Genomic DNA, 20144 nt, shown 5'->3' with positions numbered 1-20144 from the left:
GGTGGGCCAATGTGACGCGCCAGCTGTTGACCTTGATTAAATATTCAATCCCTCTTTAATGGATTTCATGGTAATTTCATTGGACCATTCAGGTTTATCAGGATAAGAGAATACAGAGTTTGTCACAATTCCATCAAACTCCATTTCTCTTAATTTCCGGTAAAGTGCATCAAAATTCACTTCCCCTTCTCCAGGGTTCAAGTGCTGGTGGACCGTTACATTAGCATCAGGGGGATTCACAATATAACGAAGTCCAAAGGCAGCTTTATGATTGAGCGTATCGGCAATTAATACATGATCAAGCAAGTCTCCCGCTTCTTCCAAGTGCTGCTCCACATCGCCAATCCCATCATCATAGAAGAAAGCATGTGGAACGGAATAGACCAATTTGATCCAATCTTTATCCAGAGCGCGAATCATTTTAACGGCCTCTGTATTCAATTCAATAAAGTCATGAGGGTGGGATTGTAAATTAAGATTGATCCCCTCTTTTTCAAACAGCGGCATCAGCTCATCCATGGATTTTACAAACGATGCTTCACTTTGCACCGGACGGCTTTTATCGCCGGCAAATTCGGTATTCATTAAATCCACCCCTAAATCAGAAGTGATTTCAATACAACGCTTCCAATTTCTCACCGCTGCTTGACGTTCTTCTTCAATCGGGGATGACCATTGCTGAACAGGAAGTACGGAAGAAATTTTGACACCTGCATCTGAACAATACCTTTTCAAATCTTTGATGAGCTGCTTATTAACTTTTGGATATTCATTAAACCAAATAAAATCTTTACGCGGAGATAGCTCCACGTATTCATACCCTAATCTGGCCACGGCATCGATCGTATCTTTTAGGTTGGTATTATCACGAAAATGTGATGGATCATAGGCTAGACGCATAATCAATCTCTCCTTTGTCATTTATTTTAGATTAAATACTATTCGTCTTTGTGTGCACAAGGAGGGAGTTGTTTCTAACTCCCTAGTATTAATTGGTGACCCCTTAACTCCACACGGCTGTTTCTTTTTTATAAAAGTCAGGCGTGTCCTGGAGATTAATATCGACTTCTTCACCCGACTCCTGTGCCTGCAGGCATGCATCAGCTGTGACAGCTGCGATGTATCCATCCCACGATGTAGGCCCTTGCGGTTCGCCAATTTTCTCGATTGAATCCAGAAAATTCTGGAGCTCTTTGTTGTAAGCATCCATAAATCTTATTTTCCAATCGTTCAAGATGTTTGAGCTCACCTTGGATTCTTTACGAACTACTACACTAGCTACTTCTGGCAATTTAGCAATTCCTTCTTCTCCCATAACTTCACACTGGATATCATAACCATATTTACAATTGACAAAGACTTCTGCTTGAATTAATACTCCACTCTGGGTTTTCAGTGTGAATACTTGCGGATCCTGTAATTCTGCATGGGAGTGTTTTGTTTTTTTAGGGAAATCTACTCTTACCGATTCATAATTGTCATTGATCAGCCAGTGCAGGGCATCAATTTCATGAATCAATGTTTCTGTTACTGCCATATTCGTTTTGTAATTTTCATCAACAGCTGGATTGCGGTGTGAACAGCGGATCATTAACGGATTGCCGATTTCGTTGTTATCCAGGGCATCCTTCAGTTGTACATACCCTTCGTCGTAACGGCGCATGAATCCGACTTGTACAAGGCGCTTCCCGTGCTTTTGCTCCGCTTCAACAATTCTCAAACACCCTTCAGCGTTTGTGGCCAGGGGTTTCTCGCAGAACACATATTTCCCAGCTTCAATTGCGATAAGTACGCTCTGCTCATGTGCCGGCCCCCAGCTTGTCACAAAAACTGCATCTATGTTTTCATCTCCTACAAGAGATATATCATCAGGATAAACAGTGGCATCTAAGTTATAATCTTCTACGGCTTTATAAGCAGATTCCTGATTCACATCTGTAACTGCTTTAACTTCCCCTCCAGATAAAATGTTCTCAATTCGATTGATATGTTCTCTTCCTATGGCACCTGTGCCAATAACTCCAATTTTAATCGTCATATTCATCCTCCTCTAATTTTATAAAGCTTTGGTGTTCACATTTTCTTTTTGATTTTCTCTTTTCTTGAAATAAGACTCTATTTCTTCTAACGTCTTACCTTTGGTTTCAGGCAGGAACTTGGCCACAAACGCGATGGCCAATACTCCAAGAGCCGCAAATATAAAGAATGTGAAAGACAGCCCAATTCCGGCTAGCAAAATAGGGAAGACAAAGCTGACTCCAAAGTTAACCATCCATAAAATAAATACCGAGATCCCCATCCCCAATCCGCGTAGTCGCAGCGGGAAAATTTCAGCAAGCATCAACCAGGTAACCGGAGAAATCGCCCCTTGTTGGAAACCCAAGAACATAACCGTTAAGCTAATAACGACATAAGGCAAGACGGCTGTTCCTTCGAAAAGTAAAGATGAAATACCAATCAACAGTAACGCCGCTAGCGTTCCACATTGACCAACGAGGAGCATCGGCTTACGCCCGACCTTCCCTAACAGCCAAATACCCACAAATGTAGCAAGAACAGATATCACTCCATTAGAAATATTCGCTGTCAATGCCGCATCTGTACTAAAACCGGCATCTCTTAAAATCTCTGTTCCATAGTACATAATGGAGTTAACCCCGGTAATTTGCTGAACAATCGCAATTCCGATACCTAGAAACAAAATATGTCGAACCCACGGTACGGTTAGATCCTTGTACGTGGCCTTATCTAACTTCTCTTCCATAATTACAGTGGCATCGATTTGGTTATATTCACCACGTACATTCGACGTTTCGCGAATTTTGTGCAAAACTCCTATAGCTTGATCTTTTTTCTCATTTTTCATCAACCATCTTGGACTTTCTGGAAGTGGGAGCATACCGAAGAATAAAACCACAGCAGGAACAGCTGCAATTAATAGCATAATTCTCCAGACACTATCGTTGTCTCCTGACATGTTTCCTAAAATCGCATTGATGGTAAAGGCTAGCAGCTGCCCTGTTACGATCATTAATTCATTTTGTGTTACCATTCGTCCCCGGCTTTCAGATGGAGCCATTTCTGCTAAGTACGTAGGAACGGTTACGGATGCTCCACCGACCGCAAGTCCAAGTAAGAACCTGAAGATGATCATCACGGTTACACCAGGCGTAAAAGAAACTCCTAACGTGGCAACAAAGAAAAGTACGGCTAAGAAGATTATCGTTTTCTTCCGGCCGATCCCATCAGAGACCTTACCTCCAATAATCGCTCCGATCGCTGCTCCAAATAAGAGTGAACTCGTAACTAACCCTTCAAGGAAGGGAGTTAAATTGAGCTGGCTCTCTTTAGACATGTATGGGAGTGCCCCATTAATAACCCCTGTGTCATAACCAAACAACAAACCGCCAAACGTCGAACAAACAATAATGATAAATAAAAACTTACGGGGGTTCAGATTTTTTTTCATTACCTCGGCCTCCAGGTTTTAACTTTTTAATAATCAGAAAAATTAAAGTGTAACCGCTTGCCTAAAACTATAAGAGAGTATAGGGGAATGGAGATCCCCCTCCCCCCTTCTTAACTTCCACTATTGAGTTTTAATACTGTTTCGCTTCTCCAAGCATCTTCACCCGATGCTCGTGTGCTTTTTGAACGCTTTCACTTTCTGAAACTTCCGCTACTCCAACATTCCACCAGCTTTGATAACCGTCTGTCATAGTCTTTGGTAGTACCTTCATATCAATCAGTGTAGAAACGTCTTGTTTTTTCGAATCTTCCAAAGCTTCTTCCAACTCTTCCATTGAATGCACTTTATAGGTTTTTGCACCATAACCTTCAGCCACTTTGGCATAATCAATATTCATAACCTCGTTCTCGTCCGTTCTAAATTCACAATAGTAACTGCCGCTGCCATGATCCATTTGCAAATTATTGATACAGCCATAACCAGAATTATCAAATAGCAGGACATTGATTTTTTTATTATATTGAAGAGAAGTAATCAATTCTGAATGAAGCATTAGAAAACTCCCATCTCCTACAATCGAATAGACTTCTTTATCTGGATTCGCTAGCTTCAAGCCAAGCGTTCCGGAAATTTCGTAGCCCATGCACGAATAGCCGTATTCTAAGTGGTAGGTGTTCGGAACAGTTGAATGCCAAAGTCTCTGTAAATCTCCCGGGAGAGAACCTGCCGAACAAATAATGACGCTACTCGGATCGATCATTTCATTTATTTTTAATAAGGCAGTGGTTTGAGGAAGTTCTGTATTCAATGCGTCGGCATATTCATTCAGGACTTGTTGGGAAAAGTGATTTTTAATCTCTGGGTCAAAGTTTTCTCTGCTGTAAACCACTTCCTTCAGGCGATCCCGCTCTTTTAACCATTCTGCTTTCAGCTCCTGGATCTCTGAGCCAAATTCTGATTCATATCCATCCAGCATCGGCTGCAATTGCTCTAGAGTAAGTTTCGCATCTGCTACAACTTGGAAGCCTTCCATTTTATAAGCCTGCATGCGATTGACGTTTATATTGAGAAAACGCGTTTTTTCAAAGTCGAAAGCTGTTTTGGAAGAAGTGGCAAAGTCCGTGTACCTTGTTCCCACTCCAATTATAAGATCGGATTCCTTTGCTGCCTTATTAGCAGCAAGAGTTCCTGTAATACCAAGCCCGCCCAGATTATTTTTGAAATCTGATTCAACGGTAGATTTTCCTGCCTGTGTTTCTACCAAAGGAATATTATGCTTCTCTAATAGCTCCATTAAAATTTCTCGTGCCTGGGAATACTTCGCGCCTCCACCTACTAAAATGACAGGCTTTTCACTATTACGGATCAGCTCTTCTGCGCCTTGTAACTCACGCTTCTGCGGAATTGGACGATCCATATAATGAACCCGCTTCTTGAAAAAGTCGGCATCAAAGTCATACGCTTCCCCCTCCACGTCCTGTGAAATAGAGATCGTCGCCGGCCCCGCCTTTGCTGGATCAGTCATAACTTCAAATGCTCGAATTAAACTGCTCATTAATTGTTCCGGACGGGTCACACGGTCCCAATACCTTGAAACAGGCTTCAGGGCATCATTGGTAGTTGTTGCAATACTGTTTTCCTGTTCAAACTGTTGAAGAACAGGGTCAGGCTGTCTTGTCGCAAATGTATCACCAGGGAGAAACAATACCGGAATGTTATTAGCTAACGCTGTTGCAGCGGCTGTGACCGTATTAGCTGAACCAGGACCTACAGAGGTGGTTACAGCGTAAATTTTTTGCCTGAGTTTTTCTTTGCTGTAAGCAATAGCCGCAAGCGACATCCCTTGTTCATTCTTTCCTTGGATGACCTTTAGATCGCCAGCGTCTTGTTCAAGAGCCTGTCCAATTCCAAGAACGTTTCCGTGCCCAAAGATATTAAATACACCTTCTACAAAACGAAATTCTTCTCCATCAACATGTATATATTGGTTTTTAATAAACTTAATGAGTGCTTGAGAAGTTGTTAAACGTATGGTTTCTTTCATATGCAATTCACCCTTTACTTTCTTTAGGTTTCAAAGATTTATAGATTTTTAATCACGATTTACAATCCATTCATGGTCTTCATCGTTATTGAACTTCCACTTCCGAACAGGGCCAGCCATTACATTTAGATAATAAGATGTATATCCATCCGGTACTCCTACTGGATGATAACCTTTTGGCACGACGACCACATCACCATTTCCCGCGGTCATCGTTTCATCTAATGAGCGATCGTCTGTGTACACCCGCTGAAACACAAACCCTTGTTGAGGATCCATTTCATGATAGTAAGTTTCCTCCAAAAAGGATTCTTCCGGAAGATTATCCTGATCATGCTTATGAGGAGGATAGGAAGACCAGTTTCCACTTTCTGTGTACACCTCAACCACAAGAAGACTGTTTGCTGAAGGATCAGAATCAGGAAGAATGTTGTGGACTTTTCTTTGGTTGTTGTATTTACCCCTATGCTCTGCTTCAATGGAGTCGGCTTTAATCAATTTAGTAGGAAGCTGTTCTTGGGAAGGTGAATAGCATAAAGCTACCCGAGCTCCAGTAATCGCTTTTACTTGAAAGCTGCGATCATTTGAAACATAAACGCTATCTGTAGGTTTCCGTTCAAATACGCTGTCACGGGTCCCTAGATTCTCAAACGTTTCTTCTTCTACGTTGATATCAACCTTACCGGTTAGAGCAACGATGCAGCATTCCAAATTATCCAATTGCCCCCTATATAAGGATCCTTTTTCCAAGTCCACTACTTTAAATCCTACATACTCTAAATTGGAGCGCTCCCCTGTAATGTCATGGACTATGGTTACCCCCTCGGATTTCACTACATCCTGTGGTTTTCTCAGTAAATTGCTCATTTTCATCCCTCCATTAATTTAATGGTCACCAACGAATACTTCCAAATAATTACCCAAAAGTTATCACAAAAAGATAAATAAACGGTTTTTAACTTTTAAATCACAGCATAGATGTTATGTTTTGGTTAACTTATTGTTAAATTATGATACAATCATATTATTAAAAGCGTTTTCAGTCAACCGTTTTCAGAATATTTTATTCAATGATTTTTTGACTCCGTTTAGATTAAGGAAAGACCAGCTTTACATTATTTTTCTCAGTAAACTGATGGTATTTGTCTTCCGGTGCTTCATCTGTTACTAAATAATCGATATCTTCCATATCACAATACGTAGTTAATGAATAATGATCGAATTTACTACGATCTACTAAAAGGAAGACTTCTCTACTTCTGTCGACCACCGTACTTTTAATTTGCGTCTCCTGGGGAGAAGAGTTCGTTACTCCATTTGTTAAGGAGATGCCTGTCGAAGCCATGAATGCTTTACTGAAGTTATAACTTTTAACTGCCTCTGCACTTTCCAAGCCAGCGTATGACTTGGTAGACCTTTCATACATCCCACCAGTTGAATAAATCTTTAAATTACTATAAGGGGTGGCTTCCAAAGTAAAATCAAGATTATTCGTGACGATAATGAGATTTTTATCCTTTATAAATTCCAACACCTCAACTGTCGTTGTCCCGGAATCCAGAAAAATGATATCCCCATCCTCTACATAGGAAGCGGCTAATTCTGCGATTTTAATTTTTCCTTCTTCATTTTGCACTTTTCGATCATGGTAAGGTACAGTTGAAGATTTATTTGCTGAGACACCTCCATAAACCTTTTGAAGCTTGCCCTGATCCACTAACTCTTGAACATCTCTTCGGATCGTGTTTTTAGATACTTTGAATTCTTTAACCAAGTCATCCAACGAGACTGTTTGCATCTTTTGCACATACTGAAGTAACTCATTGATCCGCTTATTCTTTATCATTGTAAATGACCCCAATCCTGTTTGATGTTTGTATCTCACTTTGAATTCTTTCCTCCATGTTACCAAAATAAACTCAAAACTTCATCATTTTTTGGGGTTATTTATAGAAAAAGTGTATGATTTTTTTAAATTGTATGATATATTTTGATAAATTTACTCAAAGGAGGAAGTGAAATGCCATTAGTTCGATTTGATATTGTAGAGGGGAGATCTAAAGAAGAACTCCAATCTTTGTTAGACGCCTCCCATGAAGCTATGGTGTATGCTTTTGAAGTACCAGAACGTGATCGATACCAGATCGTACATCAGCATCCGGCTCACGAGATGATCATCCAGGATACGGGACTAGGATTTGAGCGCAGCAAGGATGTAGTAGTCATATCACTCACAAGCAGACCTCGGACAGAGCAACAAAAAGAAAATCTTTATCACAATTTTGCCGTGTATCTTCAGGAACGTTGTGATATCTCACCCGAGAATATTATGGTGTCCATCGCAAACAACGGAGATGCGGATTGGAGCTTCGGTAATGGAGAAGTTCAATTCCTGACTGGACTATTATAAGCAATAAAAAGATGACCCGGTATTTCTGGGTCATCTTTTATGCTTTCGTTTCAATCATTTATTCTTACCTTTTAGTTTAGTAATGAAGAACATGAGACTTGCTGTAGAAGTCCGGACGCTCTGGAATTGAAATGGGTTCTATTTTTTGAGACTTTTTCGCCTCTACAGACGCATCCGCTGTTACTGCTACGACAAAACCATCCCATGCTGTTGGGCCGCTCACCTCTCCTTTTATAGTGGAGTAGATCCATTCTTGCAGCTCTACATCGTATGAATCAATAAATCGGTCTTTCCAATCTACTAAAATTTCATTGGATAGATTAGCCTCACTGCGAATCGCTACACTAGCCGGTTCTGGAAGGTTCGCCGTCCCCATTTCTCCAACTACCTGACATTGAATATCATAACCATATTGACAATTAACGAAGCTTTCTACACTAATTCGAATACCTTTCTTTGTCTCCAAAAGTAAAATATGGGGATCCTGCAGCCCTTCCGCTGCAAAACGTGTTCTTTTTGGCAATAGGACCTGAGCAGAAACATAATCATCATCAAGCAGCCATCGTAAGACGTCCATTTCATGCACAAGGGAATCGGTTAAAGCCATATCCCCACTAAAGCCTGGCGCTTCTGGAGCACGGTGGGCACTGTGAACCATCAACGCTTCACCTATTTTTCCACTATCCACTATCTTCTTTAATTGTCGGTAGCTTCTATCGAAACGTCTCATAAAACCTACCTGGGTTAACGGCTTCCCATGCGCCTCTTCTGCCTCTACAATCCTCTTACATCCTTTTGCAGTTGTAGCTAACGGTTTCTCGCAAAAAACATATTTTCCAGCCGAAATGGAAGCAAACACAAATTCCTCATGAGTGGGCCCCCATGAGGTCACAATAATAGCGTCTACATTGTCAGCCTCAATCACCTCATGCCCATTTCCGTAAATTTCAGCATTCAGTTTTTCTTCTTTAACTACTTTGTTAGCAAGCTCAGCATTTACATCTGTAACCGCCACTATCTCTGCTCCCTGCAGAGAGTGCGTAATTCTGCGTATGTGATCTTGCCCAATAGCCCCTGTTCCGATTACACCGATTCTTAAGATCATGAATAACTCCCCTTTAATTTTAACCACTTCAAAGAATTGTTTATTTCAAAATTCGTTACTTTGATTCACACATGTATGCGGCATTTAAACACAGAATAAGTAGAAAAGAATGGTTTCCACAAATCCAAATTTTAATAATTAAATTTTCTTTCAACAATCAACAAATTTTAAGACAAGGATTATCCCCTCTTATGAAAGCGCCATCTTTTTGTGGTTATGGCATAAATTATATAAAGTACATAAGAAATTGTATTTAAATTATCAAGCCATATTTTTGCATTTTTATGCCATCATTCTATAATAAGCTTTATACCATACAAACTAGCAGTGTTTAATAGTCTATAAAGGAATTTGTAGTATAATCACGGTAAAAGCATAATGTGGCTTTGCGCTATACTAAAACTAGCGTCTAGAAAGTGAGGGAGACTCTTATGGCGACAACTCCATTAGTATTTGGAAAAAGCTTTTTAAACCAATTGATTCAGCGAATCCTTCTTGATAATGCAACCTTTCATGTCCATTATTGGGGAGGGGTTCCCAACCATTATGATACATTGCTTCATAAGCATGCGTTTTTTGAAGTCTGCTTTGTGGTGGATGGTGAGGGATATTATATTGACGGTAATCAGAAGTATTCCCTCGTCCCAAATACCATATTTCTATCAAGACCAGGAGTCCTTCATCAAATCAAAAGTGAAGATGGGTTGAAGTTAATCTATTTAGCTTTTGAATTAATCGAAACCGAATCATGTGAGGAATGGATCAGAATCATGAAAAAAGCGGAGCAATGTTCAAACGTGGTCTTATATGTAACCGATGACACCCCTGTTGCCCTTCTGTGGAAATCTTTATATTTACAAGCAGCAAAACCAAGCCATGCCTTAACGAAAGAAACATTAGCCAATTTATCAAGCTCTTTTCTTTATGTATTATTACAAACCTTTATTCCTTTTCCACAAAACGACAAACAGAAGGTACAGTTAGAAACCAAGTCACCGCTGTTAAATCAAGTCAAACTTCACATTAGAGACAACCTTTCCGGTACGTTAAAGCTCACGGATATTGCCGAGCATTTCCATGTTTCCAAGCGGCACTTATCACGGCTGTTTGTTGAAGAGCTCAGGGAAACCTATACAGATTTTGTCCAGAATGAACGATTACAGCACGCGGCAACCCTACTTAAAATGACCCAATTACCCATTAAGGATATCGCATTTGAAAGTGGTTTCTCTTCTGTTCATTATTTCACTCGCGTGTTTACCTCTTCGATGCGTCATTCTCCTGGGCGTTTCCGCACCCTCTACAAACATAATGAAATCACTTCCTTCGGAGAAGGTGAATAGAAAAATACCCGGATATAAGACCACTTATAGTCTTATATCCGGGTTATTTTAAGCGTTGAATTCAATTGTATGTCCATCGGGATCTAAGCAGAATAACTGAACAAAATTATCTGTTGTCCATTGTTCGATAACCTCTACCTGATTTGCTTTCAATTGTCTATTATTTCTTGATAATCCTTTACTCTGAATGCGACATGGTTACCTTGGGGGTCAATGGACACATTCAGGTTGTTAGCGGGAAGAGGAGCTTCAATTAAATGGAGCTCCTGCTGATTTTCTACTTGAAATCACAGACCATTATGCGGAGCATCTGGACGTTCGATACTTTTTAATCCTATGACATCACTGTAAAAACGCTTCGATTGTTGTAAGTACCTGGAAGTTAAACCGACATGGTGAATCATACCTAAGTTTATCATAATCCCTCCTTATGTATTACAATCCCCATCTTAAAATAAAAACCGTATTAGATTGTCCAACTCAATCACGTGCTACCCTTGAAACAAAACCTGACTTTGCTTTCTTAAAATCTCTTGGGAGTGAATCTCTGAGAACATCCATGGACTTTTTCACACCTGTTAGTGGATCCATTGTTAAATCTTCCATTTCTAGAACTATCGCTCCCTCATACCCCATCATTTTCACTACAGTAAAAAATTCCTTCCAATATTTAACGCTATGACCATACCCCAGTGCTACATAATTCCATGAACGATCCGCAAAGCTTTCCATTGGCTTAACATCAATTAAACCGTTTACATCATTAACTCCTCTTTCGATTCGAACATCTTTAGCATGCACATGATGAATGGCATTCCCTAATGTTCTCGCCGCTGCAATTGGATCGCCGCCCATCCAGAACAAATGACTTGGATCTAAGTTCATTCCAACCATTTCACCAACTTCATTTCGCAACTTCAATAATGTCTCGGGGTTATGAACCAAGTTGAAACCAAGATTTTCAATTGCAATTTTCTCAACACCTGAATCTTTTGCGACTTTTACCGCTCTTTCCCAATAAGGGAATGCTACTTCATTCCATTGCCAATCTAGTGTTTCGAAGTGAGGAGGTAGAATAGGGTGTGTGATCCAGTTTGGAACCCTATCCTCTGGTCTAGCACTAGGGCATCCAGACATCATAACAACTGTTTTCACACCCAATAGCCCCGCTAACTTAAATGTTTTTTCAACAACTTCCGCATGCTTTTCACCCTGCTCAGTAGGTTCCAGTTGATTTCCCGAGCAATTTAAAGCGGAAATTTCAAGACCCCTGCTTTCAATAGTCTCTAAGAATTGTCTACGCTGGTATGAACTATCTAAAAGACCATCTAAGTCTAAGTGAGGAGCATTGGACCAATTTCCACATCCTAACTCTATTGTCTCTATCCCTAATTCCTTACATGTGTCTAGCATTTTTTCAAATGGCATATAACTTAAAATGTCTGTAACCAAGCCTGTTTTCAACATAAAAAAATTCCTCCATTCAATTTATAAGTACCCATGGAAAATGAAAACTTGACCAATATTGCTGTTTCTATTCCTGATTTTTCATATGTTAAATAGTGGTCGCTATGCTAAAAACCTTCTTTGTACGTATTATAGAAAAATTTAGAATTTTTGTATTTCTAATATTAAGACTACTTTTTGTCTTTTAAAGACACGATTAAAATATATAAAGGCTTTTTCAGGGTACCGTCAATTAATTTGTGTAAAGAAGCAGTAATGTCTCCTGGTAAAGAAGAGTGATTATTATTCGAATTGGGTATCCTAATTCCATTATCACCAAAGCAACGTAGAACCCAATCTTGGAATGCCAGTACAAACAAAGAACGATTTAACAATTCTTCGATAATTTTAGAAAACTAAGATTCTCCTGCAAAGTAAAAAGAAGCCCTTTAAAAGTCCAGAGAACTTTTAAAGGGCTTCTTAATATTATATTTGATATTAATATCCAGTCATTTTACGCTTTTCATGCTTCAAAACCATTGTCTTAAATGGGTTTTGGGCGTTATCACATCATGCCGCCCATTCTTTAGATGGGTTATTTGAGCTTTATCACGCTTTATTTCATATTGGAACAGAATAGATATTTTCCTGTTAAATCAATTTTCTTTTTCTATATTTCCTCACTTATTTACAATTCGTGATATTCATGTGATGTTTTATGATGCATGTGATTTTTTCTGTTTCTTTATTTTAGAAAAAAGAATATTAACACGCAAGGTTGTAGCTAGAGTATATTCAAAGATATTGCCTTTTCTAAATAAGCATAACAATGTACTTTTAATTAATAAACGCTTGCAATACTATTGATCTTTGTAATTTGTTTACTTTCATTTGATTCTAGAGCAGAAAGAATTACCTGTAAAGATTTTATCCCTTCCTCTCCCGTTACAAGTGGATCACGATCATAAATAATCGCATCTACAAAATGATCAATTACATGTGTGGTCGTCTGCCCTTTCTCATCATTCGTTTGAATTTTATCTAACTTATAATGAACACATTCCCCGTTCTTATAATCAATTTTCAATGAATAATCGGGGTCATTTTCTAGCTGTATAGTTCCATTTTCACCGTAAATTACCGTGGTATTATCTCCGCCTGAAACATAAGACCAACTGGCGGTAAGCGTACCGACTACCCCGGATTCCATTTTTAAAATACAAATGGCATTATCATCTACACTTGTATTTTCTTTCGCCGAAGTTTCGACAAATGCTCCGACTTCGGAAACCTCCCCTAACAAGTAACGGATCAGATCGGCTTTGTGTACCCCTAAATCCCCCATAGCTCCTACAAAAGCTTCTTCCTTATTAAAAAACCAGCTTGTCCTACCATCGATACTCCAGTTTTCTGGACCACCATGTCCGAAGGTTGTTCGGAAGCTATAAATCTTACCCAGTTCTCCGGATTCAATAATATGTTTAGCTTTATGGTGAGATGAAACAAACCGCTGATTGTGTGCAATCATAATTTTTTTCTGGTTAGCCTTCGCTGCATTGTTCATTTCATTAGCTTCATCTAATGAAACAGCCATTGGCTTTTCGCATAACACATGTTTCTTTGCATTTAAGGCATCAATGGTGACGGAAGCATGAAGATAGTTAGGTAAACAAACACTTACAGCATCCACTTCAGTTAGCTGTAGAACTTCTTTATAATCAACAAATGCTCTTGCACCATATTTCTCGGCTACTTCAGCGACCCTGCTTTCGACTACATCGCAAACTGCTACAATTTCCACGTACGGGTTCACTTTATATTCAGGCAGATGACGTTTCTGGGCAATACTCCCACATCCAATAACAGCCACTTTTACTTTATTCATATTAACTCACCCTCCAATTTATTTTGGTTCAAGTTTTGAGTTTTCTACAAGTAAAGGAGAAGGTTTACAATGACTTTGTAATGTAGCCCGTTCTCCCGAATTTGATGACTTATGAAATGCATGCATAGTTTCTAGAACATGATAGGCTAATTGACTATTTGCTCTAAATGGTGTGTTGTATTTTATAGAAGAAATCATATCCATGACACCTAATCCTCTGCAATTTTCTGTATAAGGATATTCGAGTTCAATTTCCCGCCAATTATCCTCACCTTTTTTCTTTATGAATATAGGCCCACCAAATGTATTAGGATCAGGTACTTTTAAAGTCCCTTCTGTCCCGTAAATTTCCATTGGAGGTGTGTCGGTTGCCGCTACATCAAAACTCATACTCATAGTAGCGATAGGACCATTCTTAAACTCTAATGTTCCTGAATAATGAGTCGGTGTCTCAACGTTTATACTTCTTCCTTGTTTTTCACCCGTTTTGATTACGCGTTCGTGGGAATTTATTTTGGCCGAAGCAACTACTGAATTTATAGGGCCTAACAGCTGGATTAGAGCCGTAAGATAATATGGACCCATATCAAACAAAGGCCCACCGCCAACCTGGTAAAAAAATTCAGGATTTGTATGCCATTGTTCAGGACCAGATTTCATCATGAAAGCAGTAGCTGCTAAAGGAACCCCTATCTCTCCCTTCTGGATTAGCTGCTGACAGGTTTGAATTCCAGAGCCTAAGAACGTATCAGGAGCTGAGCCTGCGAGTAATTGTTTCTCTTCAGCCAATTTGACAATACTGGCTCCATCTTCAAGGTTGACAGCTAGCGGTTTTTCACTGTATACATGCTTGTCATTCTTTAAGGCTTGGATCGAAATCTCTGCATGAACGCTGGGTGGTGTTAGATTGATGACCAGATCTATTTCTGGACTTGTTAAAAGTTGATTTACCGGAAGTGCAAGAGGGATGTTATATTGCGTTGCCTTATGTTTTGCCAACTCCTTATTAAGATCTGAGCATGCTACCAGTTCAATGGTGATGCCCGTTGAACAGTTTTTGAAATAAATGTCACTGATATTTCCACACCCAATGACTCCTACCTTAACTTTCTCCACTCAATTACTCCTCCCTATCATTAATACTTGAACACTGATTATTCTTTTACAGCTCCTCCACCTAAGCCCTTGACTACTTTCTCTTGGGAGAACAGATAAACAACCAAGATTGGTAAGCTCGCTAAGGTTAAAGCTGCCATTAAACCGGGAACGTTCACCGAGAACTCTCCTTTAAAAGCCTGCAAGCCGAGAGGCAGTGTCATACTTCCAGGGCTTGATATTAAAACCAAAGCAAAAATAAACTCGTTAAACAAATGGATAAAATTGTATATAAGCACTGTCATCAAAGCCGGTGTAAGCATGGGCAGGATTACTCTCCAGAAAATCCCGAAGTGGGTGCACCCGTCCATTTTAGCAGCCTCTTCTAACGCTTTCGGAATTTCTCTCATAAATTGAGTTAATATGAAGATGGAGATGGGAAGACTAAAAGCAATATAGGGTCCTAACAAAGCCCAGAGTGTATCATAAAGTCCGATATTCTCGGTAAATTTAAATATGGGGATGAGCGTAGCATGGATAGGTAGCATCATCCCTGAAATAAATAATAAAAACACCGCACGGTTTAGTTTGAAATTCATCCGGCTTAATGGATAGCTAGCTAAAGCCCCAATGAACATAACAGCTACAACAGCAACTACTGTAATCAAAATACTATTGAAAAAGTAACGAGTTAAGCCCATTTCAAAAACGGAAACAAAGTTTTCTAAGGTTAAGGAGGAAAATATCGCAAATGGCTCTTCAAAAAATTCACTTTGCTTTTTAAGGGCTGTAGATACCATATAAAGGAATGGGTATCCGGTAAATATCAACAATATTAAAGCAATGATATACAAAGGAATTTTCTTCAGTATCGTTGTCATGAAAATGCCCCTTTCCTCTTACGGTAATAATCCATTAACTGGATAATAATGGTGACCACTAAAGCAATTAAAAACATAAGGAAAGCGATAGCACTGGCATATCCCATATTAAAGTTAACAAATGCTTGCTTGAACATATAGGTTCCCATCAATTCAGTACCATGGTTGGGTCCTCCGCCGGTCATGATGTAAAAAATATCAAAGGCTTTTAAAGAACCAACAATTGCAAGAATTGAAGAACTTACGATTGTTGGCATTAACATTGGCAAAGTAATGTGAATAAATTTTGTTAAGCTATTGGCCCCATCTATTTTTGCGGCTTCATATAATTCTTCTGGAACTCCAACTATAGCCGCTTTAAAAAGTATCATGTAAAAGGGAGAAAATTGCCACACAACGACAAGTAGCACCGCAAACATCGCCGTGTTAGAATCACTTAACCAGGTAACATTTTCAAATCCCAACAGGGTTACAAGCTGATTAATTACTCCATTAATTGGATCATACATAAGCACCCATAATAACCCGATTGCTATGGTAGACATAAGGAAAGGAAAGAAATAAACACTATTCATAAGGCGAATTCCTCTAATAGGTGCAAACAACATAAGCGCCATAATTAGTCCTAATGGGATTTGAACAAATATTGAGGCCAGCACCACCCATGTATTATTGGTTAATGAAGTCCAAAAAATCGAGTCGTTAAATAGCTGAACATAGTTCTGCAACCCGATAAAGGTTTTTTCACCCATGCCGTCCCACTGGTATAAACTGTAATTGAATGTCGAGAATATTGGATATAGAACATAAACGGCATAAACAATAAATGCTGGAGCAATAAAAAGCAAAATGGTAAGAATACTTTTAAATTTACTGTTGCTGATTTTTGGGGCTGATTTGGCAACAGTTCGAGACCGTGCAACAATTTTGTTTGCATGTGTTTCCACATGATCCCTCCTTCATTTGCTTCAAGAGGGGGGATGCCCCCCTCAACACTTCAAACTATTCTAAGACCTCTTTTGCTTTTTTCTCCATTTTCTCAGCTGCTTCTTTCGGCGTCATACCCAAACCGAAAATTGCTTGCGTCGTATCTTTGTGAAGTTCCGCTAGTTCGGATGGGAGCGTCTGATCATAAGGCATTTGCAAATGAGTCGCCTTCTGTACCACATCATAAAACTGCTTTGTAAAGTCATCAGAAGGCACTACACCTTTTACGGCTGTTAAAGACCCTGTACGATCTGTGTAATTCCTTGCAGTTTCTTCACTTGTCAGTTCTTTAATTAACTCTGTCGCCAACTCTGGGTGTTTTGAATTTTTAGATACTGACCACACAGGGCCTGTTGCAGCACCAAGCTGTGAGCGATTTCCTTTTCCGCCTTCAATAGTCGGGAATACAAAAAAGTCTAATTTCTTCTCAAATTCAGGAGCTTCTGTCCGAACGTTATTTAAGAAAGAAATGGTCATATCCATCATGGCAGCTTGGCCGGAGTATAATAGTTGTCTGCCTCTTCCTGCATCATAAGGAACACCATTGAACCCTTCATTAAAGGCATCTTTTTCAACCATTTCTTGTATGTACTGACCTGCTTGTACATACGCCTCATCGTCAAATCCTTTACCTTTACGGTGGAAGGCGCTATCAAAAAGTTCCGGTCCTGCAATACGACTTGCAAAATTCATCAGGTAGTAAGCTCCAGGCCATTTTGTTTTATTCGCTAATGCAATAGGAATAACATCGTTTTCATTTAATGTATTGATAATGTTCAACCACTCTTGATAAGTCTTCGGTTCTTCCAGACCGTATTTATCAAATATTTCTTTATTATAAAAGACCACATCAATTGAAAGACCAAGGGGAAGTCCGTACACTTTATTATTGAAGATAGCATTGTCCAAAGCCAGTTCATTAAAGTGGGATTTGTCTATACTACTGGTAATGTCTAACACTTTGTCCTGTTTAACAAATTTATTTAGCCATCCGCCACCCCAACTATGGAATACATCAGGTGCATTACCGCCGGACATGGATACAGAAAGCTTTTGTTTATAGGCATCATTCGGAATTCGCAGCATTTTCACTTTTACATCTGGATGCTTTTCTTCAAATTTAGCTACGGCTTCTTTATAAACTTTTTCTTTTTCACCTGGATCAATATGCCAAAACTCAATTACTTTTTTTCCCTCCTCTCCTCCTGAACTAGAAGAAGTCCCTCCACATGCAGATAAAATGAGAACAGAGCAAATCATAATCATACCTAGTATTTTTTTCAAACTGATCTCCCCTTTTACTAAGTTTTAGATCGAAGTAACATTTTGTTCCCTTAAGTAACGAAGGCTTTTAGATATACTTTCAAATGGCGAGCGCCTAGATTGATCCTGCTCAACAATCCACCATTCAACATTATTGGATTCAGCTCTATTTAAAACGCTCTCAATGTCCACTCCACCTGTACCTAATTCAGCAAAGAATCGTTCTCCATCTGTCGTCATATCCTTCAGATGAACAAGAGGTGTTCGTTCTTCATATTTACTTAACCATTTCACAGGTGATTCCCCAGCCTTGGTTAGCCAATAAATATCAAATTCAGCTTTCACCCATTCATGGTTCGTTTCAGTTAGTAAAAACTCTAAAGGGGTTTTTCCATCATTCATCTGCCTCAACTCAAAATCGTGGTTGTGATAAGATAATGTAATTCCTTCTTCCTGACATTTACGTCCAGCTTCATTTAAGATCTTAACCAGCTTGTGATAATCTTCGTCACTTCTTCTTTCAACTGGTAAATGCGGACACACAATGTGTTTGCTTCCTAGTATCTGTTGCGCTTGAATAACCTCTCCTATTTCAGATTCTATAGAAGTAATCGGAATATGACTTGAAGCTGCTTTCAGTCCTAATTGATCAATAGTCCTACGGAGATCCTTTGCTTCCATGCCACCATAACCGGCAAATTCTACACCTTGAAATCCGATATCAGCAACTCGCTCTAAAGTACCAATAAAATCTTTCTCACTCTCATTGCGTAAAGTAAACATTTGTAGACCTACCGGAATATTCAACAACTAAATCTCCCCTTCCAAAAAATTGAATGTAATCGATTACAATTTAAGTTAATAAAAACATGCTAGAATCTCCGAAGCTTCACCCCCTTTAATGGCCCTGTTGTAAACAATTACATCCCTTTGTGGAAATTTAGCCTATACTACAGTACTTTCTTTCTGTTTAGTCCCACAAGATTCACGAATAATCAATTTATCTGGCAGGACATGCTCCGTCTGAGACAGTGACTCGCCTTTGAATTTTCTAATTAGTAACTCCATAGCTCTTTTTCCCATTCCAAACATGGGTTGTGCAATGGTGGTTAATGGCGGATCAAAAATGGAAGAAAATTTTATATTATCAAAACCCACGACTGCTAAATCCCCTGGAACGTTCAATCCATGATGTTTTGCGGCATTGACTACACCCATGGCCATATCATCACTAGCAGCAAAAACTGCAGTTGGAGGGTTTTCTAGATCAAGCAGTTTCTTCATTTGTTTGTAGCCGGACTCATATGTAAAATCTCCTTCTAGTATAAGATTGCTATATATTTCTAACCCATTTTCTATCATAGCCCGGCGGTAACCCTTACACCTATTTTTTGAAATCAACGAGTACAAAGGCCCGGTCAAATGAGCAATTCTTTTATGCCCTAAACTAATTAAATGTTCAGTTGCCTTTTTACTACTATTAATATTGTCTATTGATACAACCGGTATCTTTACACCATCAAGATGAGCAGTAGCTAATACTATCGGATATTGATTACTAATATCCAATAAAGTTTCTTCATCTAGCTTTGGAGAAAGCATAATCATGCCATCGACTTGTCGTTGTTTCATGTGTTCAATTGAGCCATATTCACTATCAATCTGATTATTTGAATTCCGCAGCAACACTCTATAGCCTTTTTTTGAAGCTTCATCTTCAATACCACCGACAATCTCAGCGAATACTGTATTAATGATGTTCGGTACCACTACCAGAATCGTATTCGTTTCAGTTCTTCGAAAGTGACGAGCCAGCATATTCGGCTGGTAGTTCAATTCCTCGATGGCCTCTAATACCTTATGTTTCGTTGGTTCGGTTACCGCTTCAGGATTTCGTAGAACCCTTGAAACAGTTGCTGTCGATACATTCGCTAATCTTGCTACATCACTCATTTTTGTCATAATTAAATCTCCCTGTTCCCCTTATCAACATTGTAATCGATTACAAACATTGTAATGGATTACATTCAGAATTGCAAGATTATTTATAATATTATAAAATTAACTAAAAATTTATTAAGAATACATCGCGTCTTCTGAAGACGAGACTTTACCTGCTTTTTCATTGTTTCATCAGTTTAGGACCTTCGTCAGGATTATTCGCTTCATTAAGGTGCGGATTTGATTCCCTGAGTAGCAATAAGCAAGAATTAAGC

At 39.1% G+C, this 20144-nt stretch carries 18 protein-coding genes; 2 read left to right on the top strand and 16 right to left on the bottom strand.

Going from position 1 to position 20144, the window contains the following annotated elements; all coding sequences use genetic code 11:
* Positions 1-36: 36 nt before the first annotated feature.
* The 6 genes from MUO14_RS23575 to MUO14_RS23550 all read right to left on the bottom strand — a co-directional run bounded on the left by MUO14_RS23575 (position 37) and on the right by MUO14_RS23550 (position 7359).
* Positions 37-900, bottom strand: coding sequence for a sugar phosphate isomerase/epimerase family protein (locus MUO14_RS23575; protein ID WP_244752920.1), 864 nt, complete (start codon positions 898-900; stop codon positions 37-39).
* A 103-nt stretch (positions 901-1003) separates the two neighbouring features.
* On the bottom strand, positions 1004-2038 hold the full coding sequence (locus tag MUO14_RS23570; protein ID WP_244752919.1) for a bifunctional inositol 2-dehydrogenase/D-chiro-inositol 1-dehydrogenase: 1035 nt from the start codon (positions 2036-2038) through the stop codon (positions 1004-1006).
* An 18-nt stretch (positions 2039-2056) separates the two neighbouring features.
* Positions 2057-3469, bottom strand: coding sequence for a sugar porter family MFS transporter (locus tag MUO14_RS23565; protein ID WP_244752918.1), 1413 nt, complete (start codon positions 3467-3469; stop codon positions 2057-2059).
* Positions 3470-3599: 130 nt separating this feature from the next.
* Positions 3600-5513 carry a 3D-(3,5/4)-trihydroxycyclohexane-1,2-dione acylhydrolase (decyclizing) gene (gene iolD, locus MUO14_RS23560; RefSeq protein WP_244752917.1) on the bottom strand — a complete coding sequence of 638 codons (1914 nt, stop codon included), beginning with the start codon at positions 5511-5513 and terminating at the stop codon, positions 3600-3602.
* A gap of 48 nt (positions 5514-5561) precedes the next feature.
* Positions 5562-6380, bottom strand: a complete 819-nt coding sequence (gene iolB / locus MUO14_RS23555; protein ID WP_244752916.1) for a 5-deoxy-glucuronate isomerase — start codon at positions 6378-6380, stop codon at positions 5562-5564.
* Between the two features lie 226 nt (positions 6381-6606).
* On the bottom strand, positions 6607-7359 hold the full coding sequence (locus MUO14_RS23550) for a DeoR/GlpR family DNA-binding transcription regulator (RefSeq protein ID WP_244752915.1): 753 nt from the start codon (positions 7357-7359) through the stop codon (positions 6607-6609).
* A 174-nt stretch (positions 7360-7533) separates the two neighbouring features.
* On the opposite strand from MUO14_RS23550, the gene MUO14_RS23545 reads away from it, so the two are divergent.
* On the top strand, positions 7534-7923 hold the full coding sequence (locus MUO14_RS23545; RefSeq protein WP_244752914.1) for a tautomerase family protein: 390 nt from the start codon (positions 7534-7536) through the stop codon (positions 7921-7923).
* Positions 7924-7999: 76 nt separating this feature from the next.
* Here the strand turns inward: MUO14_RS23545 and MUO14_RS23540 are convergent, their stop codons facing one another.
* Positions 8000-9028: a bifunctional inositol 2-dehydrogenase/D-chiro-inositol 1-dehydrogenase gene (locus MUO14_RS23540; protein WP_244752913.1), complete on the bottom strand. Its 1029-nt coding sequence runs from the start codon at positions 9026-9028 to the stop codon at positions 8000-8002.
* Positions 9029-9459: 431 nt separating this feature from the next.
* Between MUO14_RS23540 and MUO14_RS23535 the strand changes: the two genes are divergently transcribed.
* Entirely contained in the window at positions 9460-10371 is a 912-nt protein-coding gene (locus MUO14_RS23535; protein ID WP_244752912.1) for a helix-turn-helix domain-containing protein, read from the top strand.
* A gap of 287 nt (positions 10372-10658) precedes the next feature.
* Here the strand turns inward: MUO14_RS23535 and MUO14_RS24460 are convergent, their stop codons facing one another.
* From MUO14_RS24460 to MUO14_RS23495, 9 genes are all read right to left on the bottom strand, one after another.
* Positions 10659-10790, bottom strand: coding sequence for a VOC family protein (locus MUO14_RS24460; protein ID WP_255822146.1), 132 nt, complete (start codon positions 10788-10790; stop codon positions 10659-10661).
* Positions 10791-10851: 61 nt separating this feature from the next.
* Entirely contained in the window at positions 10852-11835 is a 984-nt protein-coding gene (locus MUO14_RS23530) for a sugar phosphate isomerase/epimerase family protein (protein ID WP_244755736.1), read from the bottom strand.
* An 823-nt stretch (positions 11836-12658) separates the two neighbouring features.
* On the bottom strand, positions 12659-13702 hold the full coding sequence (locus tag MUO14_RS23525) for a Gfo/Idh/MocA family protein (RefSeq protein ID WP_244752911.1): 1044 nt from the start codon (positions 13700-13702) through the stop codon (positions 12659-12661).
* A gap of 18 nt (positions 13703-13720) precedes the next feature.
* Complete coding sequence (locus tag MUO14_RS23520) at positions 13721-14818, bottom strand: Gfo/Idh/MocA family protein (RefSeq protein WP_244752910.1); 1098 nt, start codon at positions 14816-14818, stop codon at positions 13721-13723.
* A 38-nt stretch (positions 14819-14856) separates the two neighbouring features.
* Positions 14857-15678, bottom strand: coding sequence for a carbohydrate ABC transporter permease (locus MUO14_RS23515; RefSeq protein ID WP_244752909.1), 822 nt, complete (start codon positions 15676-15678; stop codon positions 14857-14859).
* Positions 15675-16625, bottom strand: coding sequence for a carbohydrate ABC transporter permease (locus MUO14_RS23510; protein WP_244752908.1), 951 nt, complete (start codon positions 16623-16625; stop codon positions 15675-15677). Before MUO14_RS23510 ends, MUO14_RS23515 begins: the two co-directional genes overlap by 4 nt.
* Before the next feature lie 55 nt (positions 16626-16680).
* The gene (locus MUO14_RS23505; protein WP_244752907.1) at positions 16681-17949 is read right to left on the bottom strand and encodes an ABC transporter substrate-binding protein; all 1269 of its coding nucleotides are present in this window, start codon (positions 17947-17949) and stop codon (positions 16681-16683) included.
* A 24-nt stretch (positions 17950-17973) separates the two neighbouring features.
* Positions 17974-18738, bottom strand: a complete 765-nt coding sequence (locus tag MUO14_RS23500; protein ID WP_244752906.1) for a sugar phosphate isomerase/epimerase family protein — start codon at positions 18736-18738, stop codon at positions 17974-17976.
* 135 nt (positions 18739-18873) lie between these two features.
* Positions 18874-19890 carry a LacI family DNA-binding transcriptional regulator gene (locus MUO14_RS23495; protein WP_244752905.1) on the bottom strand — a complete coding sequence of 339 codons (1017 nt, stop codon included), beginning with the start codon at positions 19888-19890 and terminating at the stop codon, positions 18874-18876.
* Positions 19891-20144 lie beyond the last annotated feature (254 nt).

It is taken from the genome of Halobacillus shinanisalinarum, from assembly GCF_022919835.1.
Classification (GTDB): domain Bacteria; phylum Bacillota; class Bacilli; order Bacillales; family Halobacillaceae; genus Halobacillus_A; species Halobacillus_A shinanisalinarum.
Note: the sequence above shows the minus strand (reverse complement) of the source record. Positions and strands in the feature narration are given on the sequence as shown.

What these genes read in the sequence shown, in the direction of transcription:
- MUO14_RS23575 (WP_244752920.1), bottom strand. Translation starts at nt 900, where the DNA reads ATGCGTCTAGCCTATGATCCATCACATTTTCGTGATAATACCAACCTA.
- MUO14_RS23570 (WP_244752919.1), bottom strand. Translation starts at nt 2,038, where the DNA reads ATGACGATTAAAATTGGAGTTATTGGCACAGGTGCCATAGGAAGAGAA.
- MUO14_RS23565 (WP_244752918.1), bottom strand. Translation starts at nt 3,469, where the DNA reads ATGAAAAAAAATCTGAACCCCCGTAAGTTTTTATTTATCATTATTGTT.
- iolD (WP_244752917.1), bottom strand. Translation starts at nt 5,513, where the DNA reads ATGAAAGAAACCATACGTTTAACAACTTCTCAAGCACTCATTAAGTTT.
- iolB (WP_244752916.1), bottom strand. Translation starts at nt 6,380, where the DNA reads ATGAGCAATTTACTGAGAAAACCACAGGATGTAGTGAAATCCGAGGGG.
- MUO14_RS23550 (WP_244752915.1), bottom strand. Translation starts at nt 7,359, where the DNA reads ATGATAAAGAATAAGCGGATCAATGAGTTACTTCAGTATGTGCAAAAG.
- MUO14_RS23545 (WP_244752914.1), top strand. Translation starts at nt 7,534, where the DNA reads ATGCCATTAGTTCGATTTGATATTGTAGAGGGGAGATCTAAAGAAGAA.
- MUO14_RS23540 (WP_244752913.1), bottom strand. Translation starts at nt 9,028, where the DNA reads ATGATCTTAAGAATCGGTGTAATCGGAACAGGGGCTATTGGGCAAGAT.
- MUO14_RS23535 (WP_244752912.1), top strand. Translation starts at nt 9,460, where the DNA reads ATGGCGACAACTCCATTAGTATTTGGAAAAAGCTTTTTAAACCAATTG.
- MUO14_RS24460 (WP_255822146.1), bottom strand. Translation starts at nt 10,790, where the DNA reads ATGATAAACTTAGGTATGATTCACCATGTCGGTTTAACTTCCAGGTAC.
- MUO14_RS23525 (WP_244752911.1), bottom strand. Translation starts at nt 13,702, where the DNA reads ATGAATAAAGTAAAAGTGGCTGTTATTGGATGTGGGAGTATTGCCCAG.
- MUO14_RS23515 (WP_244752909.1), bottom strand. Translation starts at nt 15,678, where the DNA reads ATGACAACGATACTGAAGAAAATTCCTTTGTATATCATTGCTTTAATA.
- MUO14_RS23495 (WP_244752905.1), bottom strand. Translation starts at nt 19,890, where the DNA reads ATGACAAAAATGAGTGATGTAGCAAGATTAGCGAATGTATCGACAGCA.